Genomic DNA, 23173 nt, shown 5'->3' with positions numbered 1-23173 from the left:
GCACAGGGGATATGTCCGTTACTAGGTGGAATAGTGGCTAAAGGACCAGGAGGAAAGGGATTCTTGCCGCGCAGAGTGGGGGGAAGTGCGGTGCAGTGCACTGATTTGTCCTGTATGACTGCTGTGTCAAGAGACGTAGAACACTGAACTAAATTACTAACTTCCGTCGTAGATCACGCCTTTTGGGGTTTGTCGGACTTCGGGTTACCAAGGGATGGCCATTCGGCGAGCGTCTGTGCGCCGGGTGGTTTCTCCGTCCCCTTCCACACGAGGTTTCGATGTCCCAGCGCGTCACGTCCCGTTCTTCCCGTACGTCCCAGCTCCGCACCCGTGCGACCGTGCTGGCCGCCGGCCTTGGCGTCTCGGTCGCACTGGGAGCCGGGGTCGCGTCCGCCGCCGACACCACGTCCGCGTCCGGCGCCGCCAGTGCCGTCCAGGCGCAGGCCGTCGCCCAGGCCAAGCACGCCAAGGCCGAGGCCGTGAAGGCCGAGAAGGCCGCCAAGGTCGCCGCCGCGAAGAAGGCGGCCGAGAAGGAGGCCGCTGCCAAGAAGGCCGCCGCCAAGAAGGCCAAGCCGTCCTGGGTCGACCCGGTGAAGAAGTACAAGCTCTCCGCGAGCTTCGCCCAGAATGGCGGCATGTGGCAGTCCACCCACAGCGGCCAGGACTTCGCCGTGCCGAGCGGCACCCAGGTCGTCGCCGCGCACGGCGGCACCGTGGTCAAGGCCGGCGGCAACGGCGCCGGTGACGGCCCCGCCTACGGCAACGCCGTCGTGATCAAGCACGGCAACGGCACGTACTCCCAGTACGCCCACCTGTCGAAGGTCACCGTGAACGTCGGCCAGATCGTCAAGACCGGCCAGGAGATAGCCAAGTCCGGCAACACCGGTAACTCGAGCGGTCCGCACCTGCACTTCGAGATCCGTACGACCGCGAACTACGGCTCGGCCGTCGACCCGGTGAAGTTCCTGCGCGCCAAGGGCGTGACGGTCTGACGACCCCCTGACCCGACCTCTAGGAGCCCTCGGCTCCCCGGTGGGCCCGGGTCACCAGCTCGGTGGCGACCTCGAGGACGGCTTTGTCCTTCTCCTCGGGGTCGCCTTCCATTTCCTGGAGCAGGAACATCCCGGCGTGCAGCGTGAAGAGCGCGCTGGCGCAGCGGACCTGGTCGACCAGGTCCGCGTCCGGGTCGATGATGGTGTCCCGCAGGCTGCGGATGCGCTCCTTGAAGGAGTCGCCGATCTGCAGTTCCCGTACCGTCGCCTGGTTCTCGTGCATGAAACGGAACAGCGGCGCCGCGTGGGACAGCGCCTCGGCGTAACGGCGGACGATCTCCTGCTTGGTCTCGAGGGTGTGCGGCTGCTGCCGGCCCCACTCGACCAGGTCGTCGATCGGCTGGGTGAGGTCCTCGAAGATGCTGACGAGGATCTCTTCCTTCGTCTTGAAGTGGTAGTAGAGCGCCGCCTTGGTGACGTCCAGGCGCTCGGCGATCTCGCGCAGGGACGTCTTCTCGTAGCCCTGCTCCGCGAAGAGTCCGAGGGCCACGTCCTGGATGCGCTGGCGGGTGTTCCCGCGGCGCCGCTGCCTGGTGCCGTCCATGGTGCCGCCCATCCTCCTACGCCGCCCGCTTTCCATAAAACTTACTTGACGCCCGGCTAGTTCCGCGGCTAGCTTCCGAGTGTAGTCACTAGCCGGTCGGCAAGTAAGTAGCGGTAGCTGGGGGAGTGGGAAGCGATGGCGGACACGACGGAGACACCGGCGGTCGACGCCGACACCGGAGGGAAAAAGCCGAAGAGCGTGCGGGTCGTCCTGCTCGCGCTGATGATCGCGATGATGCTCGCGATGCTCGACAACATGATCATCGGTACGGCGATGCCGACGATCGTCGGTGAGCTGGGCGGGCTCGAACACCTCTCCTGGGTCGTCACCTCCTACACGCTCGCGACCGCGGCCTCCACGCCGCTGTGGGGCAAGCTCGGCGACATGTACGGCCGCAAGGGCACGTTCATGACGTCCATCGTCCTGTTCCTGATCGGCTCGGCGCTCAGCGGCATGGCCCAGAACATGGGCGAGCTGATCGGTTTCCGTGCCGTCCAGGGCCTCGGTGCCGGTGGTCTGATGGTCGGTGTCATGGCGATCATCGGTGATCTGATCCCGCCCCGGGAGCGCGGCAAGTACCAGGGCCTGATGGCCGGCGTCATGGCGCTGGCGATGATCGGCGGTCCGCTGGTCGGCGGCACCATCACCGACAACTGGGGCTGGCGCTGGGCGTTCTACATCAACCTGCCGCTGGGTGTGGTCGCGCTGGCCGCCGTCAGCGTCGTCCTGCACCTGCCGAAGAAGCGGTCCGAGGCGCGGATCGACTACCTGGGCGCCGCGCTGCTGACCATCGGCATCACCGCCATCGTGCTCGTCACCACGTGGGGCGGCACGGAGTACGCCTGGTCCTCCGCGCGCATCATGGAGCTGATCGGCATCGGCGTCGCCGCACTCGTCGGGTTCGTGTTCTGGCAGACCAAGGCCGCCGAGCCGGTGCTTCCGCTGCACATCTTCCGCAGCCGCAACTTCACGCTGATGTCGGTCATCGGCTTCGTCACCGGCTTCGTGATGTTCGGGGCCACGCTGTTCCTGCCGTTCTACCAGCAGGCCGTACAGGGGGCCTCCGCGACCAACTCCGGGCTGCTGCTCCTGCCGATGCTCGGCGCGATGCTGGTCACCTCGATGGTCGCCGGGCGCGTGACCACGAGCTCCGGCAAGTACAAGGTCTTCCCGGTCCTCGGCAGTGTGCTGATGATCGTCGGGCTGTACCTCCTGTCCACCATGGACACCGGGACCTCGCGGTTCACCTCCGGTGTCTTCATGGCCGTGGTCGGGTTCGGCATGGGCTGCCTGATGCAGATCACCATGCTGGTCGCGCAGAACAGCGTGGAGATGAAGGACATGGGCGTCGCGTCCTCGTCCACCACCCTCTTCCGCACCCTCGGCTCCTCCTTCGGCGTCGCGATCATGGGCGCGCTGTTCAACAGCCGCGTCCAGGACGTCATGGCCGAGCGGGCCGGGGCGCTGGGCTCCAAGGTGACCGAGCAGTCCGCGCAGCTCGACCAGGCGAGCCTGGCGAAGCTCCCGGCGGCGGCCCGGGAGGCCTACCAGCACGCGGTCTCCGCCGGCACGCATTCAGCGTTCCTGCTGGGAGCCGTGGTGGCGGTGGTCGCCCTGGCGGCGGCGGTGTTCGTCAAGGAGGTCCCGCTCAAGGGAGCGGGACCGAAGGAGAAGGACGAGCCGGACGCCCCCGCGGCGCAGCCGCCTGTGGCGGAGACCGTCTGACCGGACCGCATGGCGAAGGCCCCCGGGGTGGACCCCCGGGGGCCTTCGCCATGCGGTCCGGTCGCACAGACCTCGCTGTCAGACCCTCGTGCCACCATCGGATCCATGGACAAGACGCGGCAGGTCCGGCTGGCCAAGGACGCCATGGACCGGGACTGGGCCGATCCGGAGCTGGATCTGGACGCCGTGGCCGCGCACGCCGGGTACTCGCGGTATCACTTCATCCGCGCCTTCAAGGAGGTGTACGGCGAGACTCCCGGCCAGTACCTCACACACCGCCGCATCGAGCGGGCCGAGGACCTGCTGCGTACCGCGAACCTGTCGGTGACGGAGATCTGCCATCTGGTCGGCTTCAGCAGTGTCGGCACCTTCTCGGCGCGCTTCAAGGCGTGGACCGGACTGACGCCGACCGAGTACCGGACGAAGCACGTGGGCCGTGGAGCCGCCCTCATACCGGGCTGCTACGCCATGCTCTGGGCCGGCGGCTTCCGTCCGGCACCCGGCGCCGGACAACATCCGCATCGGCAGCAGCGGCAACAGCGCAATTCCGGAGAAGCGGGCTGACGCCCCCGCTGCCTACCGTGGCAGGGCAAGCACGAACCGGCCCCCGAGCAGCAGGAGCACGCCATGATCAAGGGTCTCGCCATCTCGACCGTCTGGGTCCTCGACCAGGACCGGGCCAAGGAGTTCTACACCGAGAAACTGGGCCTGGAGGTCCGTACGGACATGACCATGGGCGAGGGCGGCATGCGCTGGCTCACCGTCGGCTCACCGAACCAGCCCGATGTCGAGTTCACCCTGATGGTGCCCGGCGGACCCGCGATGGACCCCGAGTCCGCCGAGATGCTCAGGAAGCTGGTGACCAAGGGAGCGCTCGGCGCCGGCGTGCTGACCACCGACGACATCCACGGCGACTACAAGAAGCTCAAGGACCGCGGCGTGGAGTTCCTCCAGGAGCCGCAGGAGCGTCCCTACGGCACGGAGGCGCTGTTCCGCGACGACTCCGGCAACTGGTTCTCCTTCACCCAGCCCCGAGAGGGCGGACTGGACATGGACCAGGACTGGTCCTGCTGATCCGGGGCTCTGCTGATCCGCGGGACCGGCTCTACGTCACCGACCCCGGAAGCATCGGATAACTCCCCGTGTTCGTCGGCGCGTGCTCCGGCAGCCACAGCACCGCCACCGCGCCCTCGGCCGGCAGCTGCTCCGGTGTCCCGGGCGTGCGGACGTTGCGGAAGGTCAGCCGGGCGCCCAGCACCCGGGCCTGTCCGGTCGCGATGGTCAGTCCGAGGCCGTGGCCGTGACCGGCCCGGTCCTTGCTGCCGGTGCGGAAGCGGCTCGGCCCCTCGGCGAGCAGGTCCTCGGGGAAGCCCGGGCCGTGGTCGCGGACCCGGATGACCCGGCCCTCGACGGTGACCTCGATGGGCGGCTTGCCGTGCCGGGCCGCGTTGGCCAGGAGATTGAACAGGACCCGCTCCAGGCGCCGCGGGTCGGTCGTGACCTCCGACTCGTGCACGACCCGCACCTCGATGGCCGGGTCCTTGGCCGTCACCCGCCGGGCGACGAACTCGCCCAGCATGATGTCCTGCAGCTCCGCCCGCTCCGAGGCCCCGTCCAGCCGGGCCACCTCCAGCACGTCCTCCACGAGCGTGCGCATGGCCTTCGCCCGGTCCAGCACCAGCTCGGTCGGGCGCCCCGGCGGCAGCAGCTCGGCCGCGGTCAGCAGCCCGGTCACCGGCGTGCGCAGCTCGTGCGCGATGTCGGCGGTGACCCGGCGCTCCGCCTCTATGCGCTGCCGCAGCGTGTCCGCCATGGCGTCCACCGCGCTCGCCAGGTCGTCGGTCTCGTCCCGGACGACCCCGCCCATGGCGTCCCGCACCCGCACGTCGGTCTCGCCGCCCGCGAGCTGGTGGGCCGCGACGGCCGCCTTGCGCAGCCGCCGCGACAGATGCCCGCCGATGAGCACGCCGAGCGCGCTGCCGCCGAGGACGACCGCGATGGACCCGATGAGCAGGGCCTGGTCGAGGTCCTGAAGGATGTCCGAGCTGCGGTCGGTGAAGCCCGAGTGCAGGGACATCACATGCCCGTTCTTCAACGGCACGGCGGCCCATATGTCCGGCGCGCCACCCGGCCGGTCCGCCACATAGGTCGCCCGCTGGCCCACCTCGACCCGGCCCCGCAGGGCGTCCGGCAGATCCGGGTCGTCGATCTTGGTGTTGGGGAAGTTCATCCGCCCGGACAGCTCGAAGTTGCGCTGGGCGATCATGATGCGCTCGTCGGCGAGGTCGCGCGCGTTGTCCAGCATCGACACGCGCGCGGCGTTGTGCACGACCAGGCTCAGCGCGATCGCCACCAGCGCGCCGACCAGTGCGATGGCCGCGCTCAGCTTCCATCTGAGGCCCGTACGGATCCCCGCACGCTCCAAGCCCGTGGCGACCAGGCGCCGGAAATGCCCCCTCATAACCCCTGCTCAGGCCTTCAACTTGTAGCCGAAACCACGGACCGTCTCGATACGGTCCTGGCCGATCTTCTGTCGCAGCCGCTGCACGTGCACGTCGACGACGCGGGTGTCCCCGCCCCAGCCGTAGTCCCACACCCGCTCCAGCAGCTTGTCGCGGGAGAGCACCGTGCCCGGCGCCGAGGAGAACTCCAGCAGCAGCCGCATCTCGGTCGGTGTCAGCGCCACCGGCTGCCCGGCCCGGCGGACCTCCATGCCCTCGGTGTCGACCTCCAGGTCCCCGAAGGCCAGCATCCCGCCGCTCGCCGGGGAGTCCGGTTCCCCGGCCCGGCCGCCGCCCGCGTGCCCGAAGCGGCGCAGCACCGCGCGGATCCGGGCGACCAGCACGGCCCCGTCGAACGGCTTGGTCACATAGTCGTCGGCACCCGCCTCCAGGCCCAGCACCACGTCGATGGAGTCGGCCCGCGCCGACAGCATGATGACCGGCACGGTCGACTCGTCCCGGATACGGCGGCACAGGCTGACCCCGTCGAGGCCGGGAACCATGACGTCCAGCAGCGCGATGTCGGGGCGGTCCGTCCGGAACGCCTCCAGGCCCGACAGCCCGTCGGGCATCGCGGTGACCACGAAGCCGTCCCGTTCCAGGGCGAGCTGCGTGGCCTCGCGGATGACGTCGTCGTCCTCGACGAACAGAACATGGGTCTGGTCTGCCATCCCGGTGCTCTCAGTCCTCGTGTGGGTCGTGGGGCGCGTACTTTTCAAGGGACGCACGGTCCGTCTCTTCAGGGGACGCACGATCCGTGCGCCGCGTTCACCGAGAGATCGGTCCGAGCGGCCCGATCGGTTCACGCACGCCGTGCCCGCGTCAGCTCGCGGGCACCGGCGACGGGCTGTCGCCGACGACCTTGCCGTAGTCGTTGTGCGTGCGGTACTTCTCGCTGAACCGGCCGGAAGCCCATCTGTACGTGATCACGTTCTCCCCGGAGGGGCTCGACACCGGGTCGCCCTTGTCGTACACCTGCTTGGTCACCACCAGGTCGCCGCGGTCGATCTCCGCGTAGACCGGGGGTTCCTCGGTCTTGAACACATTCTCGTACGAGCCGTCCCGCTCGCGATACACATAACTGCCCACGCCCACCGCGTCACCGCAGGTCAGCACGTTGACGACGACGTCGTCGGCCGCCCCGCCGGTCAGATTGCCGTAGGACACGTCGACGGGATACTCGTCGGCCACGCACGGCTTCAGCTCGCGCTTCACCGCGGGGGAGACCTTGGGGTCGTCCTTGACGAGCCGGACCGCGTTCACCGTGTCGGGCGTCTTGGACGGGGAGGCCGAGGGCGTGGCGGCGGTGGCGCCCGCCACCGAGTCGGCGTGCGCCGGGCCCTCGTCACGGGCGCCGGTGCCGCCGGCGCCACACCCGGCCACGAAAAGGGCGAGGGCGGTGGCCACGGCCGATGCCGTGCTCACCGCCTGGATGCTGCCCCGGGTCCGTGCAGAACCCTCGCCGGTCAGGCCGCGCACCGCTCCCGCTCCTCACGCTCCAGCGCGCGTGCGTCCAGATCGCGGGACTCCAGCTCCTCACGGAGCCGGGCGAGCGCCCGGTGCAGCGTGCTCTTGACCGTTCCGGCCGACATACCGAGGGCGGCGGCCGTCTCCTCCGTGGACATCTGCTCCCAGTGTCGCAGCACCACGACACTGCGCTGCTTCGGGGCGAGCACCTTCAGTATGTCCATCAGCAGGGCGCGGTCCGCGTGCTGCTCGGTGGCGTCGTCGACCGAGGCGTCCGGGAGCTGCTCGGTCGGGACCTCCTCCAGCTTGCGGGCCCGCCACCACTCGGTCCTGGTGTTGATCATCACCCGGCGCAGGTAGGCGTCCGCCAGCCGCTTGTCCTCGATGGTCTCCCAGCGGCCGTAGGTCCGTACCAGCGCCGTCTGCAGCAGATCCTGCGCGTCCGTCGGGTCCGGGACCAGGCGGCGAGCACTGCGCAGCAGTGCGTCCTGCCGGGTGCGGACGTACTCCTCGAACTCGAGCACCTCGCCCTGCGCCATGGTGAACCGCCTCCCGTTTCCCCGTTCGGGCCGGCTCCCCGCCGCCCGTGCACTGCCTGTGTTCCTTGGTGGTCCCGTGTCTTCCGGGAACGCAATTGAAGGTACGGAGGCGTTGTCACGGCGCTGTGCGAAGCAGCCTGCAGCTAGCACTCGGCTGTCCGTCGGTTGTGTAACGGAAGCCGGAACGGGGTACAGCGCTGGGGGTGTTGGGATGACTATGGGGCGATTTGTCCACCTTGTGTCTCCGTTACGGGAGACCCAAGGCTGTGCTCTGTCTGTACGTCAGGCCAGGGGCAGCCGGTACATCCCGCCCGCCAGCGGCTCCACCAGACCGTCGGCGACCAGGCCGTCCAGGGCGCGGGCCCGCTGCACCGGCTCGTGCCACACGCGGTCGAGCGCCGCCTGCGGAACCGGGGTGTGGGCCTCCCGCAGCACGGCGAGCAGCCGTCCGCGGACCTGCCGGTCGGTGCCCGCGTAGGTCTGGCCGCGGCGCGGCGGTCCGTCGTGCTCGGGCTTGCCCGCCAGCCGCCACGCGCACTGCGCGGCGATCGGGCAGCGGTGGCACGACTCGCTCTTCGCCGTGCACACCAGCGCGCCCAGCTCCATGGAGGCGGCGGCCCAGCGGGCGGCGGTCGGCTCGTCCTCGGGCAGCAGCGCGCGGGCCAGTTTGCGCTCGGCGGCGGTGGTGGCGTTCGGCGGGTACCGCACGCCGGTGACCGCGCGGGCGATGACCCGGCGCACATTGGTGTCCAGCACCGGGTGCCGCTGCCCGTAGGCGAAGGAGGCGACGGCGGCGGCCGTGTACTCGCCGATACCGGGCAGCGCCAGCAGCTGGGCGTGGTCGGCCGGTACGTCACCGCCGTGCCGTTCCGTTATGGCGACGGCGGCGCCGTGCAACCGGAGCGCGCGGCGCGGGTAGCCGAGCCGGCCCCAGGCGCGGACGGCCTCGCCGGGCGCCTCCTTGGCCAGGTCGGCGGGGCGCGGCCAGCGGGCTACCCACTGCTCGTAGACGGGCAGGACGCGACTCACCGGCGTCTGCTGGAGCATGAACTCACTGACCATCACGCCCCACGCCCCGGCCTCGGGGCGCCGCCACGGCAGGTCGCGGGCGTTGTCGTCGAACCAGTCGATGACGGGGGCGTGCAGGTCCTCGCCCGGCGGCGGGCCGGACGCGGTGTCGGTGGGGCCGGGGCTGGTGCGCGGGGTGTTCGTGGGAGCAGTCATGGCCATTCGATCCTGCCACGCGAGAGCCGCGAATCGGGCACACCGCGACCCGAGAGGGCGAGGTACCTGACGATCGGCAGCAGTGCCGGCCCGCTGACCGCCGATAGCGTCGGCCGAATGGAACGTCCTCGCTCGGCGCGGCTCGCCCGGGGCGCCCTCCTCTGGGCCGCCCTCGCCCTTCCCGCGCTCACGGCGGACCGGATCGGGCTGAACGAGCCGCGCACGGTCTGGCAGCAGGCCGCCGGTGTGGCGGTGCTGGCCGGGGCGGCCGGCCTGTCCCGGCGGCTGCCGCTCGCCGCCTTCGGGCTTGCGGCCGCCCTGAGCCTGGCCGCCGCCCCGGCCCTGTTCACCGTCTCCTACGGCCCGGCCCTCGGCGTGTCCGCGCTGCTGCTCGGCCTGCGGGCAGGCCGGGCCCGCCCCGCGGTGCTGTGCTTCGCCGCCGTCGGCTGCGCGGGCACCGCGCGGATCGTGCTCGTCGGGATCGACCCGGCCCCCGAGTGGCTGGTCATGACGGGCACGCTGCTCTTCGGCTGCGTCTTCCCCTGGCTCGGCGGGCGCTACTGGAGGCAGAGCCGCGAGCTGGCCGCGGAGGGCTGGCTGCGGGCGGCCCGGCTGGAGGACGAGCAGCGCCTTGCTGAAGACCGCGCCCGAATGCGTGAACGCTCGCGGATCGCCCAGGACATGCACGACTCCCTCGGCCACGAGCTCAGCCTCATCGCCCTGCGCGCGGGCGCCCTCCAGGTCGCCCCCGGCCTCGCCGGCGAGCACCGGACAGCGGCGGCCGATCTGCGCGCGGCCGCTGCCGATGCCACGGACCGGCTGCACCGCATCATCGGCGTCCTGCGCGAGGACGACGACGAGCCGGTGCCGCTGGCCCCCGCGGGCGAGACCCTGGAGCAACTCGTCGCCCGCGCCGCGGAGTCGGGGCTCCAGGTGCGCTGGGAGCAGCGCGCCGGGCAGGGCACGCCTACGGCGCCCGGCGGGCTCGCCGAACGACTGCTGTACCGCGTGGCCCGGGAGGCGCTGACCAACGCGGCACGGCACGCACCGGGCGCCCCCGTGGTCTTGGCGGTGACCGGGCGGGCCGAGGGGACGTCCGTCACCCTCACCAACGGCCCGTCCACCGAGCGGAGTTCCCGGCCCTCCGGAGGCGGCACGGGCCTGCTCGGGCTGCGGACCGCCGTGACCGCCGTCGGCGGGGAGTTCGAGGCGGGCCCGCAGGGGGAGGGTTTCCGCGTCAGCGCGTACGTCCCCGCACAGCGGACCACGACCAGGCCGATCCGCCCCGTCTCCGCCCCGTTCACCCACGCCCGCCGCCGCGTGGCCATCGGCCTCGGCACCGCGGCCGGCGTGGGCGTCGTCCTCGTCGGCGCCGCCCTCGGCTGGTACGCGTACGTGGAGAAGCAATCGGTGCTCGCACCCGCCGCGTACGCGAAACTGCCCCTGGGCGCCCCGGCCGCCGACATCGAGCGCGTGCTGCCCGAACGGGACGTGAACGACCCGCCCGCCGAGCGGGCGGCCACCCCGGCACCGGAGGGCGCCGACTGCCGCTGGTACCGGGCGAGCGGTGAGCTGTTCGTCTCCGTCGACCACTTCAGACTGTGCTTCGACGCCGGGCGGCTCGTGTCCAAGGACGTGGTCCCGCGCGCCGGCCTGTCCGGCGAAGGCCGGGAAGAATACGAGGAGTTCTCACGGTGATCCGCGTGCTGCTGGCCGACGACGAGACGATGGTGCGGGCCGGGGTGCGCGCCATCCTGGGCAGCGGCGGTGAGACGGAGGTCGTCGCCGAGGCCGGTGATGGCCGCGAGGCCGTCGAGCTGGCCCGCGCCCACCGCCCGGACGTGGCCCTGCTCGACATCCGCATGCCGCGCCTGGACGGCCTCACGGCGGCGGAGGAGATCGTACGGACCGTGCCCGGCACGGCCGTCGCGATGCTCACCACCTTCTCCGAGGGCGCCTACGTCACCCGCGCCCTCGGCGGCGGCGCCACCGGCTTCCTGCTGAAGTCCGGGGACCCGTACGAACTGATCGCCGGTGTACGGGCGGTGGCCGCGGGCGCCGCGTTCCTGTCGCCGAAGGTGGCCCGGTACGTCATCGACGAGGGCCTCGGCGGCGGCCGGCTCACCCGCGAGGCACAGGCACGCGCCCGCGTGTCCGTCCTGAGCCCCCGCGAACGCGAGGTGCTCGGCCTGGTCGGCGCCGGCCTGTCCAACCCGGAGATCGCCGCCCGGCTGCACCTCGTCGAGGGCACGGTGAAGGCGTATGTGAGCGCGGTCCTGGACCGGCTGGGCGTGCGCAACCGCGTGCAGGCGGCGATCGTGGCGTACGAGGCGGGAATGGTGGAATCGTGACGCCCCGTCGGCTCAGGGCCGCGCGTGCGTCCCGTACGACGGTACGGGCTCCGGGCCCGGCCCGGTGACCCACCGCGCGGCCGGTGCCGGCGAGCCGCGCATCGCCCCGGCCAGCCGCGTCATCGGGCCCGTGCCCAGCCGTACGGCGACGAGGGCGACGAGCGTGCCGAGGCTCAGCCCCGCGACCACGTCGTGCGGATAGTGCACGCCGACGAAGACCCGGGAGAAGGCCATCAGCAGGGCGAGCGGGGCCGTCAGCCACAGGAGTGTGCGCCGGACCAGGGCCAGGGCGACGGCCGCGGCACCCGCGATCGTGGCGTGGTTGGACGGGAAGGACCAGTCGCCGTGCGGCGGACACTCGGCCAGGGACGCCGCCGCACCGGCGACCGCCCGGCACGGACGCTCCTGCGTGACAGCGGACTTGAGCAGCTCACTGCTCACATACGCCACAGCCGTGGCCAGAGGTGCAAGGGCCGCGATCGCGAACGCGTGGGGGGTGTCGCGGCGGGCACGCCACCAGGCGGCGGCGAACAGCAGGGCGAAGACCAGCAGTCCGGCCTCCGTCCATAACTGGGCCCCGTGCTGTATCCACACCGGGGAGTCGTCGGCGAAGTCGGTGATGTCGCGGTAGAGCGCGGTGTCCTCGAAGTCCATGGTCACGGACGGTAGGTGGCGGGCCGGTCCCGTCACACCCTGCGATCGTCGGGTGCCGTACCTGACGAAAGACAGGGGTGGGACGGCTGCTTCCGGCATGATGATCCGGAAAAGTTGTGAGCCTGAGCGGCGGGTGGGACCGGCGAACGCGCCGATCTCTCGTAAGGTTTGCGCCGTGGGATCTCTGCGCAATCCGGTCGGGCCGCTTCCCTCCTCCATCTACTGGCGTCGGAGGGTCGTACTGGTGTCCGTGGCTGCCCTGTTGGCGCTGCTGACCACCTGGCTCGTGACCACGGGCGGCACAGGCGGCAAGGACGGCGGCAACGGCGCCAACGGCAAGAATCCCGCGCCCTCCATCACCCCCGGCCCGTCGAGTTCGGGTCCGGCCATCAGCCAAGCGCCGGGCGGGCGCGACGAGTCGGGCGACGAGGGCTCGGGCGGCTCGTCGTCCGGGTCCGGGGCAGGATCCGGCGGCGGTTCCGGTGACGGCTCGGGCGGCGGAGCCGGGGACGGTTCCGGCACGGGCTCCGGCGGCGGTTCCGGCTCCGGCGGGTCCGAGGGATCGAGTGGTTCGGGCGGGTCCGGCGGTGCCGGTGGCTACGACGGCGGTACCACGGTGGGCGGAGTCGGCGCGGGCGACACGCTGCCGGCCGGTTCCATGCTGCCCAACTGCACCGCGAGCCTGGTCAAGTTCAGCTTGCGCAGCCAGCACAACAGCTACGACCCCGAGCAGACGCCCACGTTCCTGCTGACCGCGCGGAATGTCTCCGGCCACGACTGCAAGATCGATCTCGGTCCGAAGAACGCCGTGTTCACGATCACCGAGGCGAGCGCCGACGACGACTACTGGTCCTCCAAGGACTGCCCCAAGGTCGCCGGCAGCCGCCTGTACCGCGTTCCCGCGGGCAGCGGCATCACCTACGCCCTGAAGTGGGACCGCAAGCCCAGTGTCCCCGAGTGCGCCACGCCCCCCTCGGGCTCGGCCGGGGCGGGCACGTATCTGGTGGAAGCCAAGGCTCCGGGCTATGCGAAGGTGCAGACGTCGTTCGTCCTGAAGAACGATTAGCCGCTTGTCGTTCATTTGGCTACGCGGCCTTCATGCGTGAGGGGGGGCTCCCGGTCGGGAACACCCCCCCTCACGCATCAGCGCGCGCCGAAGGCCAGACGCTAGACGTACCGCTCCAGGATCGACGACTCCGCCAGCCGCGACAGGCCCTCCCGCACGCTGCGCGCCCGGGCCTCGCCCACGCCGTCCACCGTCTGGAGGTCGTCGACGCTCGCGGCGAGCAGTTTCTGCAGGCCGCCGAAGTGCTCCACCAGGCGGTCGATGATCGCGCCGGGGAGCCGGGGCACCTTGGCGAGGAGGCGGAAGCCGCGCGGGGACACCGCCGAGTCCAGCGTCTCAGGCGAGCCCGTGTAGCCCAACGCCCGCGCCACGATGGGCAGTTCGAGCAGCTCGGCGTGGGTGAGGGCGTCGAGCTCGGCCAGGGCCTCGTCGACCGTGCGGGACCGCTTGGCCGTGGGCTCGGGGACGTAGTCCCGGACGACCAGCTCACGCTCGGGCTCCACGCCGGCGATCAGCTCGTCGAGCTGGAGCGCCAGCAGGCGCCCGTCCGTGCCCAGCTCCACCACGTACTCGGCGATCTCCGTGGCGATCCGGCGCACCATCTCCAGACGCTGGGCGACCGCCGAGACGTCCCGGACGGTCACCAGGTCCTCGATCTCCAGCGCCGACAGCGTGCCCGCGACCTCGTCGAGGCGGAGCTTGTAGCGCTCCAGGGTGGCGAGGGCCTGGTTGGCGCGGGACAGGATCGCCGCCGAGTCCTCCAGGACGCGGCGCTGGCCGTCGACGTACAGGGCGATCAGCCGCATCGACTGGGAGACCGAGACCACCGGGAAGCCGACCTGCCTGCTGACGCGGTCCGCGGTGCGGTGCCGGGTGCCGGTCTCCTCCGTGGGGATCGCCGGGTCCGGGACCAGCTGCACGCCCGCGCGCAGGATCTTCGACAGGTCCGAGGACAGCACGATGCCGCCGTCCAGCTTGCAGAGCTCGCGCAGACGGGTCGCGGTGAACTCGACGTCCAGCACGAAACCGCCGCTGCACAGCGACTCGACCGTCTTGTCGGAGCCCAGCACGATGAGACCGCCGGTGTTGCCCCGGAGCACGCGCTCCAGGCCGTCACGCAGGGCGGTTCCGGGTGCCACGGCGCTCAGTGAAGCGCGCATCAGGCCATCGGTACCGGCACTCCCACCGGATTTTCCGGGAGCTGCTGCCCGGTCGTTGGCTGCCACTGCACTCCTCCGGTCGCAGGTTCTGGGGCGCCCCGTGTCACACACTTGGTTCGCACGGACGGGCGAGACCTGGGCAAAGTCTACCGGCGACCCTCCTCGTCCCGTGGGGCCTCTCTGCGACGGGAGCGCGGAAGGACCCGCAGCGCGTCCCCTATGTCCGAGACTTCCACAACCTTCATACCCGCGGGGATCTTGCCCGGGTCGCCCGGTACCAGGGCGTGTGTGAAGCCCAGCCGGTGGGCTTCCGCCAGCCTGCGCTGCACGCCCGTGACCCGTCTCACCTCGCCCGCGAGGCCGACTTCCCCGATCGCGACCAGGTTCTTGGGGAGAGGTGTGTCACTCGCCGCGCTCGCCAGGGCGAGGGCGACGGCCAGATCCGCCGCGGGCTCCGAGAGCTTCACGCCGCCGACCGTCGCGGAGTAGATGTCCCGCTTGCCCAAGGCGCTGATCCGGCCGCGCTGTTCCAGCACCGCCAGCATCATCGAGACGCGGGAGGTCTCCAGGCCCGAGGTGGTGCGGCGGGGGGAGGGGATCTGCGAGTCGACCGTGAGCGCCTGGACCTCGGCGACCAGCGGGCGGCGTCCCTCCAGGGTGACGGTCAGACAGGTGCCCGGGACCGGTTCGGCCCGACGTGTCAGGAAAAGTCCGCTCGGGTCGGCGAGGCCCGTGATGCCCTCGTCGTGCAGTTCGAAGCAGCCGACCTCGTCGGTGGTGCCGTAGCGGTTCTTGACGCCTCGTACGAGGCGGAGGCGGGCGTGCCGGTCGCCCTCGAAGTGCAGCACCACGTCCACTAGGTGTTCCAGCAGGCGCGGGCCCGCGATGGCGCCGTCCTTGGTGACATGGCCGACGAGCAGCGTGGACATGCCGCGTTCCTTCGACGCCCGGATCAGGGCCCCGGCGACCTCCCGCACCTGGGCCATACCGCCCGGCGCGCCGTCGATCTCCGGGGAGGCCACCGTCTGCACCGAGTCCAGGATCAGCAGCGACGGCTTCACCGCGTCCAAGTGGCCCAGCACCGCCGCCAGATCCGTCTCGGCGGCCAGGTAGAGATGGTCGTCGATGGCCTTGATGCGGTCGGCGCGCAGGCGGACCTGGCTCGCCGACTCCTCGCCCGTGACGTACAGCGTGCGGTGCTCGTCGCTCGCCGACTTGGCCGCCACGTCGAGCAGGAGCGTCGACTTGCCGACGCCCGGTTCGCCCGCGACCAGCACCACCGCGCCGGGGACCAGGCCGCCGCCGAGCACGCGGTCCAGCTCGGGCACGCCGGTGGTGCGGGCCGTCGCCCGGCGGCCGTCCACCTGGCCGATGGGCAGGGCGGAGGTGGTGACCCTGCCCGGTGCCGTCGTACGGACCGCGGGTGTGCCGTACTCCTCGACCGTCCCCCAGGCCTGGCACTCGGGGCAGCGGCCGAGCCACTTCGCCGTCTGCCACCCGCACTCCGTGCAGCGGTAGGACGGGCGGTCCTTGGTGGTCTTCGTACGGGCAGCCATGGACGAACCGTAGCCGCAGGCACTGACACCGCGGGGACCGGAGGGCGCGGCCACCTGCGCGCCAAGCCCCGCCACCCCCCGCCAGCGGCGGAACAGCTGGTTCCTGTCCCCTATTGAGGGATCGTTTCACCCGTACGGATTAAATGTGCTCAAGCCGCCGGAAGGTGGCACTCCCGGCACCCTACGGTCGCCGAATGACGAGCAGTACGCCGGAGATCTCGACCCGCACGGCCGGCGCCCACCGGGCGCACCGGGAGGCGCGTGACCGCGGTGCGGCGCGCACGCTGGTGCAGCGGCCGCCCGCGCGCTACGAGCCCTATCTGGACGGCCTGTTCACCTACTGCCTGTCCGTGCTGTGCGACCACGACGCCGCGACCGCCGCCCTGGGCGACGCCCTCGCGCTCGCCGAACGGCGCGGCCGGCACATCCCCGAGGCACCCGCGGACCGCAGGGCCTGGCTGTACGCGCTGGCCCGCTGGGCGTGCCTGCGGGGGCTGGCCGAGGCCAAGCAGAAACGTACGAGCAGCCACGCGGCGGGCCGCGCACAGCGCCCTGATGGGCCGGCCGCCCCGGCCCTCTCCGAGGAGATCCAGGAGCGGCGCCGCGGCGAACTGGCCCTGCTGGCCTGGCCGGAGGCCGCCGGCACCACCCCGGAGCAGCGGGAGGCGCTCGAACTGGCCGTGCGCCACCATCTCGCCGCCCACGAGGTCGCCGCCGTCCTCGGCATGGACCTCGCCGCCACCCGCGATCTGCTCGCCTCCGCCGCCTGCGAGGTCGAACGCACGCGTGCGGCCCTCGCCGTGGTCGAGACCCGGGCGTGTCCGAGCGTCGCCCACCTCGTCGGCGACGACCGGCTAGTGCTCGGCACGGCCCTGCGCCGCGAACTCGTCCGGCACGTCGACGACTGCCCGCGCTGCCGTCGCACCGCCGAGCGCGCCATCCCCGGCCGCTGGCCAGGCACCAGCGTCACACCCGCCGCGCTGCCCGTCCTGCCCGCGCCCCTCGCGGCCCTGCACGTCGCCATGGCCCACCACCCACGCGCGCGGGGCGCAGCCCCCCGCTTCGACCGGCGCGGCTACCCGATGGACCCCAAGGACCGCGCCGCCCGAAGGGACCGTCTCCGCGCGCGTGCCGTCACCACGACCGTCGTCGCCACCGTCGTGGCCGCCCCCGTGCTCGCCCTGTGGGCCGCCTACCGGGGCACCCCCGTGGGCGAGGGCCAGGACGGCCGCTCCGCCTCCGCGCTCGAGGTGGACGACCCGCTCGGCTTGGACGGCGAGATGGCGGGCGGCGGCTACGAGAACACCGGCAACGCGAGCACCAGACCCGGCCCCCGCTTCGGCAAGAACGGCAAGGCCGACGTGTCCGTGGAGGTCATCGGCGTCCCCGGCGCCGGCCGCGTGAGCGCTCTGGACGTCACGGCGGACAACACGGGCGACACCACCCTGATCACCCTCGCCGCCACGGGCGCGGCCCCGGTCCGCTGGTCCGCCGCCACGGGAGCCGAATGGCTCTACCTCAGCCAGTCCTCGGGAACGCTGCGGCCCGGCGAGTCGTTGACGATCAAGGTGTACGTCGACCATCTGCGTGAGCCCTCGGGCCCCTGGCAGGCGCAGGTGGCGGTCGCACCCGTCGGCGCCGTCGTCCACATCGAGGGCTTCGGCACCGCGCCCACCCACTCCGATCCCGGCCCCGGCCCGGACCCCCGCCCCAGCGAACCGCCCCCGACCGAGCCGGACCCGACGCCCACGACCTCGGCCCCGGACCCCGACCCGACGCCGACCACCCCGCCCCCGTCGCCCGACCCGGACCCCACGCCCACAGACCCGGGCCCGAGCGACCCGACGGACTCGACGCCCCCGCCCCCGGAGAGCGACGACCCGAGCCCGTCCACGTCATAGACGGCCGCAGGAACCCCTGGGCCCCGGGACGTCAGCCCGTCGGATCCGCCGGATGCGGTGCCAGCAACGGCAGCTGCGAGGCCAGCCGCTCCTCGCACAGCTCGACCAGCCGGTCGTAGCCGGCCTTGCCCATCAGCTCGATCAGCTCCGGCCGGTAGGAGACGTACACCGGGTCGCCCGCGCCGTGCGCCGAGGTCGCCGACGTGCACCACCAGTGCAGGTCGTGGCCGCCCGGACCCCAGCCGCGGCGGTCGTACTCACCGATCGACACCTGCAGCACCCGCGTGTCGTCGGGCCGGTCGATCCACTCGTAGGTCCGCCGCACCGGCAGCTGCCAGCACACGTCCGGCTTGGTCTCCAGCGGCTCGCGGCCCTCCTTCAAGGCGAGGATGTGCAGCGAGCAGCCCGCGCCGCCCGCGAAGCCGGGCCGGTTCTGGAAGATGCACGAGCCCTGGAAGGGGCGCGTCTGCCGGTCGCCGTCCTCGTCCTCGGAGATCCAGCCGGTGCTCGTGCCCTCGGCATGGTTCTGCCAGATGTCCGGAGTGAGCCTCGCCACATGCTCGGCCACCCGCTTCTCGTCGTCCTCGTCGGAGAAGTGGGCACCCAACGTGCAGCACCCGTCGTCCGCGCGGCCGGCCTGGATGCCCTGGCAGCCGCTGCCGAAGATGCAGTTCCAGCGAGAGGTCAGCCATGTCAGATCGCAGCGGAAGACCTGCTCGTCGTCCGCCGGATCAGGAAACTCCACCCACGCGCGGGCGAAGTCGAGGCCCTTCTCGTCGGACACCGCGGCACCCGATGATTTGTCGCGCTTCGCCTTTTTCGTCTTTGGCACACGTCCAGGGTACGGGCCTTGTACCCACACCGAGGACTGCGGACGGTTCGGCTGGCAGTAGCGTTCCGTACATGAGACTCGGTGTCCTCGACGTGGGATCGAACACGGTGCATCTGCTCGTGGTGGACGCGCATCCCGGCGCGTGCCCGTTGCCCGCGCACTCGCACAAGGCGGAACTGCGCCTCGCCCAGCTCCTCGACGACGACGGCGCGATCGGCCCGCAGGGCGTCGACCGGCTGGTCTCGGTCGTCCAGGAGGCGCTCCAGGCCGCCGAGGACAAGGGTGTCGAGGACCTCCTGACGTTCGCCACCTCCGCCGTCCGCGAGGCCCGCAACGCCGACGACGTCCTCGCTCGCGTGCGCGCCGAGACCGGCGTCGAGCTCCAGGTCCTCACCGGCGAGGAGGAGGCCCGCCACACCTTCCTCGCCGCCCGCCGCTGGTTCGGCTGGTCGGCCGGAAAGCTGCTGGTCCTGGACATCGGCGGCGGCTCCCTGGAGATCGCCTACGGCATCGACGAGGAGCCCGACGCGGCCGTCTCGCTGCCGCTGGGCGCCGGCCGCCTCACCGCGGGCTGGCTGCCCGGCGACCCGCCCTCCCCGGACGCCGTCCGCGCCCTGCGCCGCCATGTACGCACCGAGATCGCCCGTACGGTCGGCGAGTTCAGCCGCATCGGTTCCCCCGACCACGTCGTGGCCACGTCCAAGACCTTCAAGCAGCTGGCCCGCATCGCCGGGGCCGCCCGCTCCGCCGAGGGCCCCTATGTCCAGCGCGAACTCAAGCGGGAGTCCCTGGAGGCCTGGGTCCCCAGGCTGGCCGGCATGACGGAGGCGGAACGGGCCGAGTTGCCGGGCGTCTCGGAGGGCAGGGCGAACCAGCTCCTGGCAGGCGCCCTGGTCGCCGAGGGCGTCATGGACCTGTTCGGCGTCGAGCGCGTGGAAATATGCCCGTGGGCGCTGCGGGAGGGCGTGATCCTGCGGCGCCTGGACCACATGGAGTCCGCGTAAGAGAGCTGCGAAGGACATGCACCCCCGCCGTGGCAAACACCACAACGGCGAAGAGGCCCCCCGCCCCGCCCCGACCACACCCCGTAATCTGTCCTGCATGGCAGAGCCAGCCGTAAAGATCCCGGACGCGAAGGTCGCCCTGTCGACGGCCTCGGTCTACCCGGAGTCGACGGCCACGGCCTTCGAGATCGCCGCACGCCTCGGCTACGACGGAGTCGAGGTCATGGTCTGGACGGATCCCGTGAGCCAGGACATCGAGGCCCTGCGCAGACTCAGCGACTACCACCAGATCCCCGTCCTGGCCGTGCACGCCCCCTGCCTGCTCATCACGCAGCGCGTCTGGTCCACCGACCCCTGGACCAAGCTCCAGCGGGCCCGCGCGGCGGCCGAGAAGCTCGACGCGAGCACCGTCGTCGTGCACCCGCCCTTCCGCTGGCAGCGCCAGTACGCCAGGGACTTCGTCGCCGGCATCTGGCGCATGGCGAACGAGACGGACGTACGGTTCGCCGTCGAGAACATGTACCCCTGGCGCTACCGCGACCGCGAGATGCTCGCGTACGCCCCCGACTGGGACGTGACGAAGGACGACTACCGGCACTTCACGATCGACCTCAGCCACACCGCGACGGCCCGCTCCGACGCGCTGGACATGGTCGACCGCATGGGAGACCGCCTCGGCCACGTCCACCTCGCCGACGGCAGGGGATCGGCCAAGGACGAGCACCTGGTGCCCGGCCGCGGCACCCAGCCCTGCGCCGAGGTGCTGGAGCGGCTCGCCCTGACCGGCTTCGACGGGCATGTCGTCATCGAGGTCAACACCCGCCGCGCCATGTCGAGCGCGGAGCGGGAGGCCGACCTGGCGGAGGCGCTGGCCTTCACGCGCCTGCACCTGGCCTCGGCGGCGAAGGTGCCGCGACGATGAGCGACCGGCCGTCGGACGGGCCCCCGGCCGGAACCGGAACCGGCACCACCGCCCGAACCGGCGCCACCGCCCGCCGCCGGGGCCGCCCCCCGCGCACGGAGTCGGCCGGCACCCGCGACCGCATCCTCACCGCCGCCCGCGAGGAGTTCTCCGAGCGCGGCTACGAGAAGACGTCCGTGCGCGGCATCGCCAAGGCGGCCGGGGTCGACCCGGCGCTCGTGCACCACTACTTCGGGACGAAGGAGCAGGTCTTCGAGGCGGCGATCACCCAGTCCTTCGCCCCCGCCATGGAGGCACCGAAAGCCATCGAGGAGGGACCGCTCGACGGGGTGGGGGAGCGCCTGGTCCGCTTCTTCTTCGGCATCTGGGAGAACCCGGCGACCCGCGCGCCCCTGCTCGCCATCGTCCGCTCCGCCGTCACCAACGAAACGGCGGCCGCCGTCTTCCGCCGGATCGTCGCCACCCAGGTGCTGCGGCGCATCGCCGGCCGGCTGAACCTGCCGGACGCCGAACTGCGGGCCGAGCTGGCCGCCGCCCAGCTGGTGGGCACGGCCATGCTGCGCTACGTCATCAAGGTCGAACCACTGGCCTCGGCGGACCCGGAGCAGATCATCGAGCGGCTGGCCCCGGTCGTACAGGGCCACCTCACCGGACCCTGACCCGCCGAGGACAGCCGTCGGCCGAGACGGTCATCCCGCATTTCGGACATGCTGTCCCGCCCTCTGGATGACCGGCGTACGCTCGACAGCAGTCAGAAATCTCCGAATCCTCTGACGCAGTCTCTGAAGGAGCGAGCGACGATGCCCGAGCTGAGGTCCCGCACAGTCACCCACGGCCGCAACATGGCGGGCGCCCGCGCCCTTATGCGGGCCTCCGGTGTACCGGGTGCGGACATCGGCCGCAAGCCGATCATCGCGGTCGCCAACAGCTTCACGGAGTTCGTGCCGGGCCACACCCACCTCCAGCCGGTCGGCCGGATCGTCAGCGAGGCGATCGTCGAGGCCGGCGGCATCCCGCGCGAGTTCAACACCATCGCGGTGGACGACGGCATCGCCATGGGCCACGGCGGCATGCTGTACAGCCTCCCCTCCCGGGACCTCATCGCGGACTCGGTCGAGTACATGGTCGAGGCCCACTGCGCCGACGCCCTGATCTGCATCTCCAACTGCGACAAGATCACCCCGGGCATGCTCAACGCGGCCCTGCGCCTGAACATCCCCACGGTCTTCGTCTCCGGCGGCCCGATGGAGTCCGGCCGCGCGACCCTGGTCGACGGCACGGTCCGCACCCTCGACCTGGTCGACGCGATCTCCGACGCCGTGAACGACAAGATCTCCGACGAGGACATCCTCCGCATCGAGGAGAACGCCTGCCCGACCTGCGGCAGCTGCTCCGGCATGTTCACCGCCAACTCGATGAACTGCCTCACCGAGGCCATCGGCCTCTCCCTCCCCGGCAACGGCTCGGTCCTGGCCACGCACACCGCGCGCAAGCAGCTCTACGTCGACGCGGCCAACACGGTCATGGACATCACCCGCCGCTACTACGACCACGACGACGACACGGTCCTGCCGCGCAACGTCGCCACCGTCGCGGCGTTCGAGAACGCGATGGCCCTCGACATCGCCATGGGCGGCTCGACCAACACGATCCTGCACCTGCTGGCCGCGGCCCAGGAGGCCGGCGTCCCCTTCGGCCTGGAGGAGATCAACGAGGTCTCCCGCCGCGTGCCCTGCCTCGCCAAGGTCGCCCCGAACGTCGCGAAGGACCGCACGTACTACATGGAGGACGTGCACCGCGCCGGCGGCATCCCCGCCCTCCTCGGCGAGCTGCACCGCGGCGGCCTGCTCAACGAGGACGTGCACTCGGTCCACAGCCCGACCCTGGCCGACTGGCTGAAGACCTGGGACGTGCGCGGCGGCTCCCCGTCCCCCGAGGCCCTCGAACTGTGGCACGCGGCCCCCGGCTGCGTCCGCTCCGCCGAGGCCTTCTCCCAGTCCGAGCGCTGGGAGGCCCTCGACGAGGACGCCGAGGGCGGCTGCATCCGCTCCGTCGAGCACGCGTACTCCAAGGACGGCGGCCTCGCGGTCCTCAAGGGCAACCTCGCGGTCGACGGCTGCGTGGTGAAGACGGCCGGCGTCGACGAGTCGATCTGGACCTTCGAGGGCCCGGCGGTCGTCTGCGAGTCGCAGGAGGAGGCCGTCGAGAAGATCCTGCTGAAACAGATCACGGAGGGCGATGTCGTCGTCATCCGCTACGAGGGCCCCAAGGGCGGCCCCGGCATGCAGGAGATGCTCTACCCGACCTCGTACCTGAAGGGCCGTGGCCTCGGCAAGGCCTGCGCCCTGATCACCGACGGCCGCTTCTCCGGCGGCACGTCCGGCCTGTCCATCGGGCACGCCTCGCCCGAGGCGGCCGGCGGCGGCACCATCGCCCTCGTCGAGGACGGCGACCGCATCCGCATCGACATCCCGAACCGCACCATCGAACTCCTCGTCGACGACGCCGAACTGGCCCGCCGCGAGAAGGCGCTGAACGGCGTCTACGCCCCGAAGAACCGCGACCGCAAGGTCTCCGCCGCCCTGCGCGCCTACGCCGCGATGGCGACCAGCGCGGACAAGGGCGCCGTCCGGGACGTGTCGAAGCTCGGCTGAGCACGCTCTCGAAGGGGCCGT

Annotated in this window: 22 protein-coding genes; 12 read left to right on the top strand and 10 right to left on the bottom strand. The window is 71.7% G+C overall.

All coding sequences use genetic code 11. The features are described from left to right. The first annotated feature begins 278 nt into the window (after positions 1–278). Positions 279–992 (top strand): M23 family metallopeptidase, encoded by a 714-nt coding sequence (locus OG542_RS17610; RefSeq protein ID WP_328412003.1) that lies wholly within the window; start codon positions 279–281, stop codon positions 990–992. Between the two features lie 19 nt (positions 993–1011). Here the strand turns inward: OG542_RS17610 and OG542_RS17605 are convergent, their stop codons facing one another. Then, positions 1012–1608, bottom strand: coding sequence for a TetR/AcrR family transcriptional regulator (locus OG542_RS17605; RefSeq protein ID WP_311127076.1), 597 nt, complete (start codon positions 1606–1608; stop codon positions 1012–1014). A gap of 123 nt (positions 1609–1731) precedes the next feature. On the opposite strand from OG542_RS17605, the gene OG542_RS17600 reads away from it, so the two are divergent. From OG542_RS17600 to OG542_RS17590, 3 genes are all read left to right on the top strand, one after another. Continuing rightward, complete coding sequence (locus OG542_RS17600; RefSeq protein ID WP_328412001.1) at positions 1732–3321, top strand: MDR family MFS transporter; 1590 nt, start codon at positions 1732–1734, stop codon at positions 3319–3321. 105 nt (positions 3322–3426) lie between these two features. Then, complete coding sequence (locus tag OG542_RS17595) at positions 3427–3885, top strand: helix-turn-helix transcriptional regulator (protein ID WP_328411999.1); 459 nt, start codon at positions 3427–3429, stop codon at positions 3883–3885. A 63-nt stretch (positions 3886–3948) separates the two neighbouring features. Next, positions 3949–4395 carry a VOC family protein gene (locus tag OG542_RS17590; protein WP_193483775.1) on the top strand — a complete coding sequence of 149 codons (447 nt, stop codon included), beginning with the start codon at positions 3949–3951 and terminating at the stop codon, positions 4393–4395. A gap of 31 nt (positions 4396–4426) precedes the next feature. Here the strand turns inward: OG542_RS17590 and cseC are convergent, their stop codons facing one another. The 5 genes from cseC to OG542_RS17565 form a co-directional block, all read right to left on the bottom strand. Further along, positions 4427–5782, bottom strand: coding sequence for a two-component system sensor histidine kinase CseC (gene cseC, locus OG542_RS17585; RefSeq protein WP_311127079.1), 1356 nt, complete (start codon positions 5780–5782; stop codon positions 4427–4429). A gap of 9 nt (positions 5783–5791) precedes the next feature. Beyond that, positions 5792–6493 carry a two-component system response regulator CseB gene (gene cseB / locus OG542_RS17580; protein ID WP_193483777.1) on the bottom strand — a complete coding sequence of 234 codons (702 nt, stop codon included), beginning with the start codon at positions 6491–6493 and terminating at the stop codon, positions 5792–5794. 151 nt (positions 6494–6644) lie between these two features. Then, a complete protein-coding gene (locus OG542_RS17575) occupies positions 6645–7301 on the bottom strand; it encodes a hypothetical protein (RefSeq protein ID WP_328411997.1) in 657 nt (218 codons plus the stop codon). Next, positions 7289–7828, bottom strand: a complete 540-nt coding sequence (locus tag OG542_RS17570) for a SigE family RNA polymerase sigma factor (protein WP_030251439.1) — start codon at positions 7826–7828, stop codon at positions 7289–7291. Before OG542_RS17570 ends, OG542_RS17575 begins: the two co-directional genes overlap by 13 nt. Before the next feature lie 282 nt (positions 7829–8110). After that, a complete protein-coding gene (locus OG542_RS17565) occupies positions 8111–9052 on the bottom strand; it encodes an HhH-GPD family protein (RefSeq protein WP_328411995.1) in 942 nt (313 codons plus the stop codon). Positions 9053–9169: 117 nt separating this feature from the next. Here OG542_RS17565 and OG542_RS17560 point away from each other — a divergent pair, with 117 nt between their 5' ends. Both OG542_RS17560 and OG542_RS17555 read left to right on the top strand, forming a co-directional pair. Then, a complete protein-coding gene (locus OG542_RS17560) occupies positions 9170–10750 on the top strand; it encodes a sensor histidine kinase (protein ID WP_328411993.1) in 1581 nt (526 codons plus the stop codon). Then, positions 10747–11403 (top strand): response regulator transcription factor, encoded by a 657-nt coding sequence (locus OG542_RS17555; protein ID WP_328411991.1) that lies wholly within the window; start codon positions 10747–10749, stop codon positions 11401–11403. Before OG542_RS17560 ends, OG542_RS17555 begins: the two co-directional genes overlap by 4 nt. Before the next feature lie 12 nt (positions 11404–11415). Here the strand turns inward: OG542_RS17555 and OG542_RS17550 are convergent, their stop codons facing one another. Beyond that, a complete protein-coding gene (locus tag OG542_RS17550; protein ID WP_328411989.1) occupies positions 11416–12057 on the bottom strand; it encodes a phosphatase PAP2 family protein in 642 nt (213 codons plus the stop codon). A gap of 175 nt (positions 12058–12232) precedes the next feature. Here OG542_RS17550 and OG542_RS17545 point away from each other — a divergent pair, with 175 nt between their 5' ends. After that, the gene (locus OG542_RS17545) at positions 12233–13123 is read left to right on the top strand and encodes a hypothetical protein (RefSeq protein ID WP_328411987.1); all 891 of its coding nucleotides are present in this window, start codon (positions 12233–12235) and stop codon (positions 13121–13123) included. A gap of 101 nt (positions 13124–13224) precedes the next feature. Here OG542_RS17545 and disA read toward each other — a convergent pair whose 3' ends face one another. Continuing rightward, complete coding sequence (disA, locus tag OG542_RS17540) at positions 13225–14349, bottom strand: DNA integrity scanning diadenylate cyclase DisA (protein WP_328341888.1); 1125 nt, start codon at positions 14347–14349, stop codon at positions 13225–13227. An 80-nt stretch (positions 14350–14429) separates the two neighbouring features. Then, complete coding sequence (radA, locus tag OG542_RS17535) at positions 14430–15839, bottom strand: DNA repair protein RadA (protein WP_261683816.1); 1410 nt, start codon at positions 15837–15839, stop codon at positions 14430–14432. A gap of 194 nt (positions 15840–16033) precedes the next feature. Between radA and OG542_RS17530 the strand changes: the two genes are divergently transcribed. Next, positions 16034–17740, top strand: a complete 1707-nt coding sequence (locus tag OG542_RS17530) for a BACON domain-containing protein (protein ID WP_328411985.1) — start codon at positions 16034–16036, stop codon at positions 17738–17740. 31 nt (positions 17741–17771) lie between these two features. Here the strand turns inward: OG542_RS17530 and OG542_RS17525 are convergent, their stop codons facing one another. Further along, positions 17772–18572, bottom strand: a complete 801-nt coding sequence (locus OG542_RS17525) for a hypothetical protein (RefSeq protein WP_328411983.1) — start codon at positions 18570–18572, stop codon at positions 17772–17774. Positions 18573–18643: 71 nt separating this feature from the next. Here OG542_RS17525 and OG542_RS17520 point away from each other — a divergent pair, with 71 nt between their 5' ends. The 4 genes from OG542_RS17520 to ilvD all read left to right on the top strand — a co-directional run bounded on the left by OG542_RS17520 (position 18644) and on the right by ilvD (position 23152). Then, positions 18644–19576 carry a Ppx/GppA family phosphatase gene (locus OG542_RS17520; RefSeq protein ID WP_328411981.1) on the top strand — a complete coding sequence of 311 codons (933 nt, stop codon included), beginning with the start codon at positions 18644–18646 and terminating at the stop codon, positions 19574–19576. A gap of 97 nt (positions 19577–19673) precedes the next feature. Next, complete coding sequence (locus tag OG542_RS17515; RefSeq protein WP_184594851.1) at positions 19674–20498, top strand: sugar phosphate isomerase/epimerase family protein; 825 nt, start codon at positions 19674–19676, stop codon at positions 20496–20498. Next, a complete protein-coding gene (locus tag OG542_RS17510) occupies positions 20495–21157 on the top strand; it encodes a TetR/AcrR family transcriptional regulator (protein WP_328411979.1) in 663 nt (220 codons plus the stop codon). The genes OG542_RS17515 and OG542_RS17510 overlap by 4 nt, the downstream gene beginning before the upstream one ends. A gap of 141 nt (positions 21158–21298) precedes the next feature. Continuing rightward, positions 21299–23152 carry a dihydroxy-acid dehydratase gene (gene ilvD / locus OG542_RS17505; protein WP_328411977.1) on the top strand — a complete coding sequence of 618 codons (1854 nt, stop codon included), beginning with the start codon at positions 21299–21301 and terminating at the stop codon, positions 23150–23152. The last annotated feature ends 21 nt before the right edge of the window (positions 23153–23173 follow it).

Source organism: Streptomyces violaceus (genome assembly GCF_036014075.1).
GTDB lineage: Bacteria > Actinomycetota > Actinomycetes > Streptomycetales > Streptomycetaceae > Streptomyces > Streptomyces violaceus.
This window is presented reverse-complemented; position numbering and strand designations above follow the sequence as displayed.

What these genes read in the sequence shown, in the direction of transcription:
- OG542_RS17610 (WP_328412003.1), top strand. Translation starts at nt 279, where the DNA reads ATGTCCCAGCGCGTCACGTCCCGTTCTTCCCGTACGTCCCAGCTCCGC.
- OG542_RS17605 (WP_311127076.1), bottom strand. Translation starts at nt 1,608, where the DNA reads ATGGGCGGCACCATGGACGGCACCAGGCAGCGGCGCCGCGGGAACACC.
- OG542_RS17600 (WP_328412001.1), top strand. Translation starts at nt 1,732, where the DNA reads ATGGCGGACACGACGGAGACACCGGCGGTCGACGCCGACACCGGAGGG.
- OG542_RS17595 (WP_328411999.1), top strand. Translation starts at nt 3,427, where the DNA reads ATGGACAAGACGCGGCAGGTCCGGCTGGCCAAGGACGCCATGGACCGG.
- OG542_RS17590 (WP_193483775.1), top strand. Translation starts at nt 3,949, where the DNA reads ATGATCAAGGGTCTCGCCATCTCGACCGTCTGGGTCCTCGACCAGGAC.
- cseC (WP_311127079.1), bottom strand. Translation starts at nt 5,782, where the DNA reads ATGAGGGGGCATTTCCGGCGCCTGGTCGCCACGGGCTTGGAGCGTGCG.
- cseB (WP_193483777.1), bottom strand. Translation starts at nt 6,493, where the DNA reads ATGGCAGACCAGACCCATGTTCTGTTCGTCGAGGACGACGACGTCATC.
- OG542_RS17570 (WP_030251439.1), bottom strand. Translation starts at nt 7,828, where the DNA reads ATGGCGCAGGGCGAGGTGCTCGAGTTCGAGGAGTACGTCCGCACCCGG.
- OG542_RS17565 (WP_328411995.1), bottom strand. Translation starts at nt 9,052, where the DNA reads ATGACTGCTCCCACGAACACCCCGCGCACCAGCCCCGGCCCCACCGAC.
- OG542_RS17560 (WP_328411993.1), top strand. Translation starts at nt 9,170, where the DNA reads ATGGAACGTCCTCGCTCGGCGCGGCTCGCCCGGGGCGCCCTCCTCTGG.
- OG542_RS17550 (WP_328411989.1), bottom strand. Translation starts at nt 12,057, where the DNA reads ATGGACTTCGAGGACACCGCGCTCTACCGCGACATCACCGACTTCGCC.
- radA (WP_261683816.1), bottom strand. Translation starts at nt 15,839, where the DNA reads ATGGCTGCCCGTACGAAGACCACCAAGGACCGCCCGTCCTACCGCTGC.
- OG542_RS17530 (WP_328411985.1), top strand. Translation starts at nt 16,034, where the DNA reads ATGACGAGCAGTACGCCGGAGATCTCGACCCGCACGGCCGGCGCCCAC.
- OG542_RS17520 (WP_328411981.1), top strand. Translation starts at nt 18,644, where the DNA reads ATGAGACTCGGTGTCCTCGACGTGGGATCGAACACGGTGCATCTGCTC.
- OG542_RS17515 (WP_184594851.1), top strand. Translation starts at nt 19,674, where the DNA reads ATGGCAGAGCCAGCCGTAAAGATCCCGGACGCGAAGGTCGCCCTGTCG.
- OG542_RS17510 (WP_328411979.1), top strand. Translation starts at nt 20,495, where the DNA reads ATGAGCGACCGGCCGTCGGACGGGCCCCCGGCCGGAACCGGAACCGGC.
- ilvD (WP_328411977.1), top strand. Translation starts at nt 21,299, where the DNA reads ATGCCCGAGCTGAGGTCCCGCACAGTCACCCACGGCCGCAACATGGCG.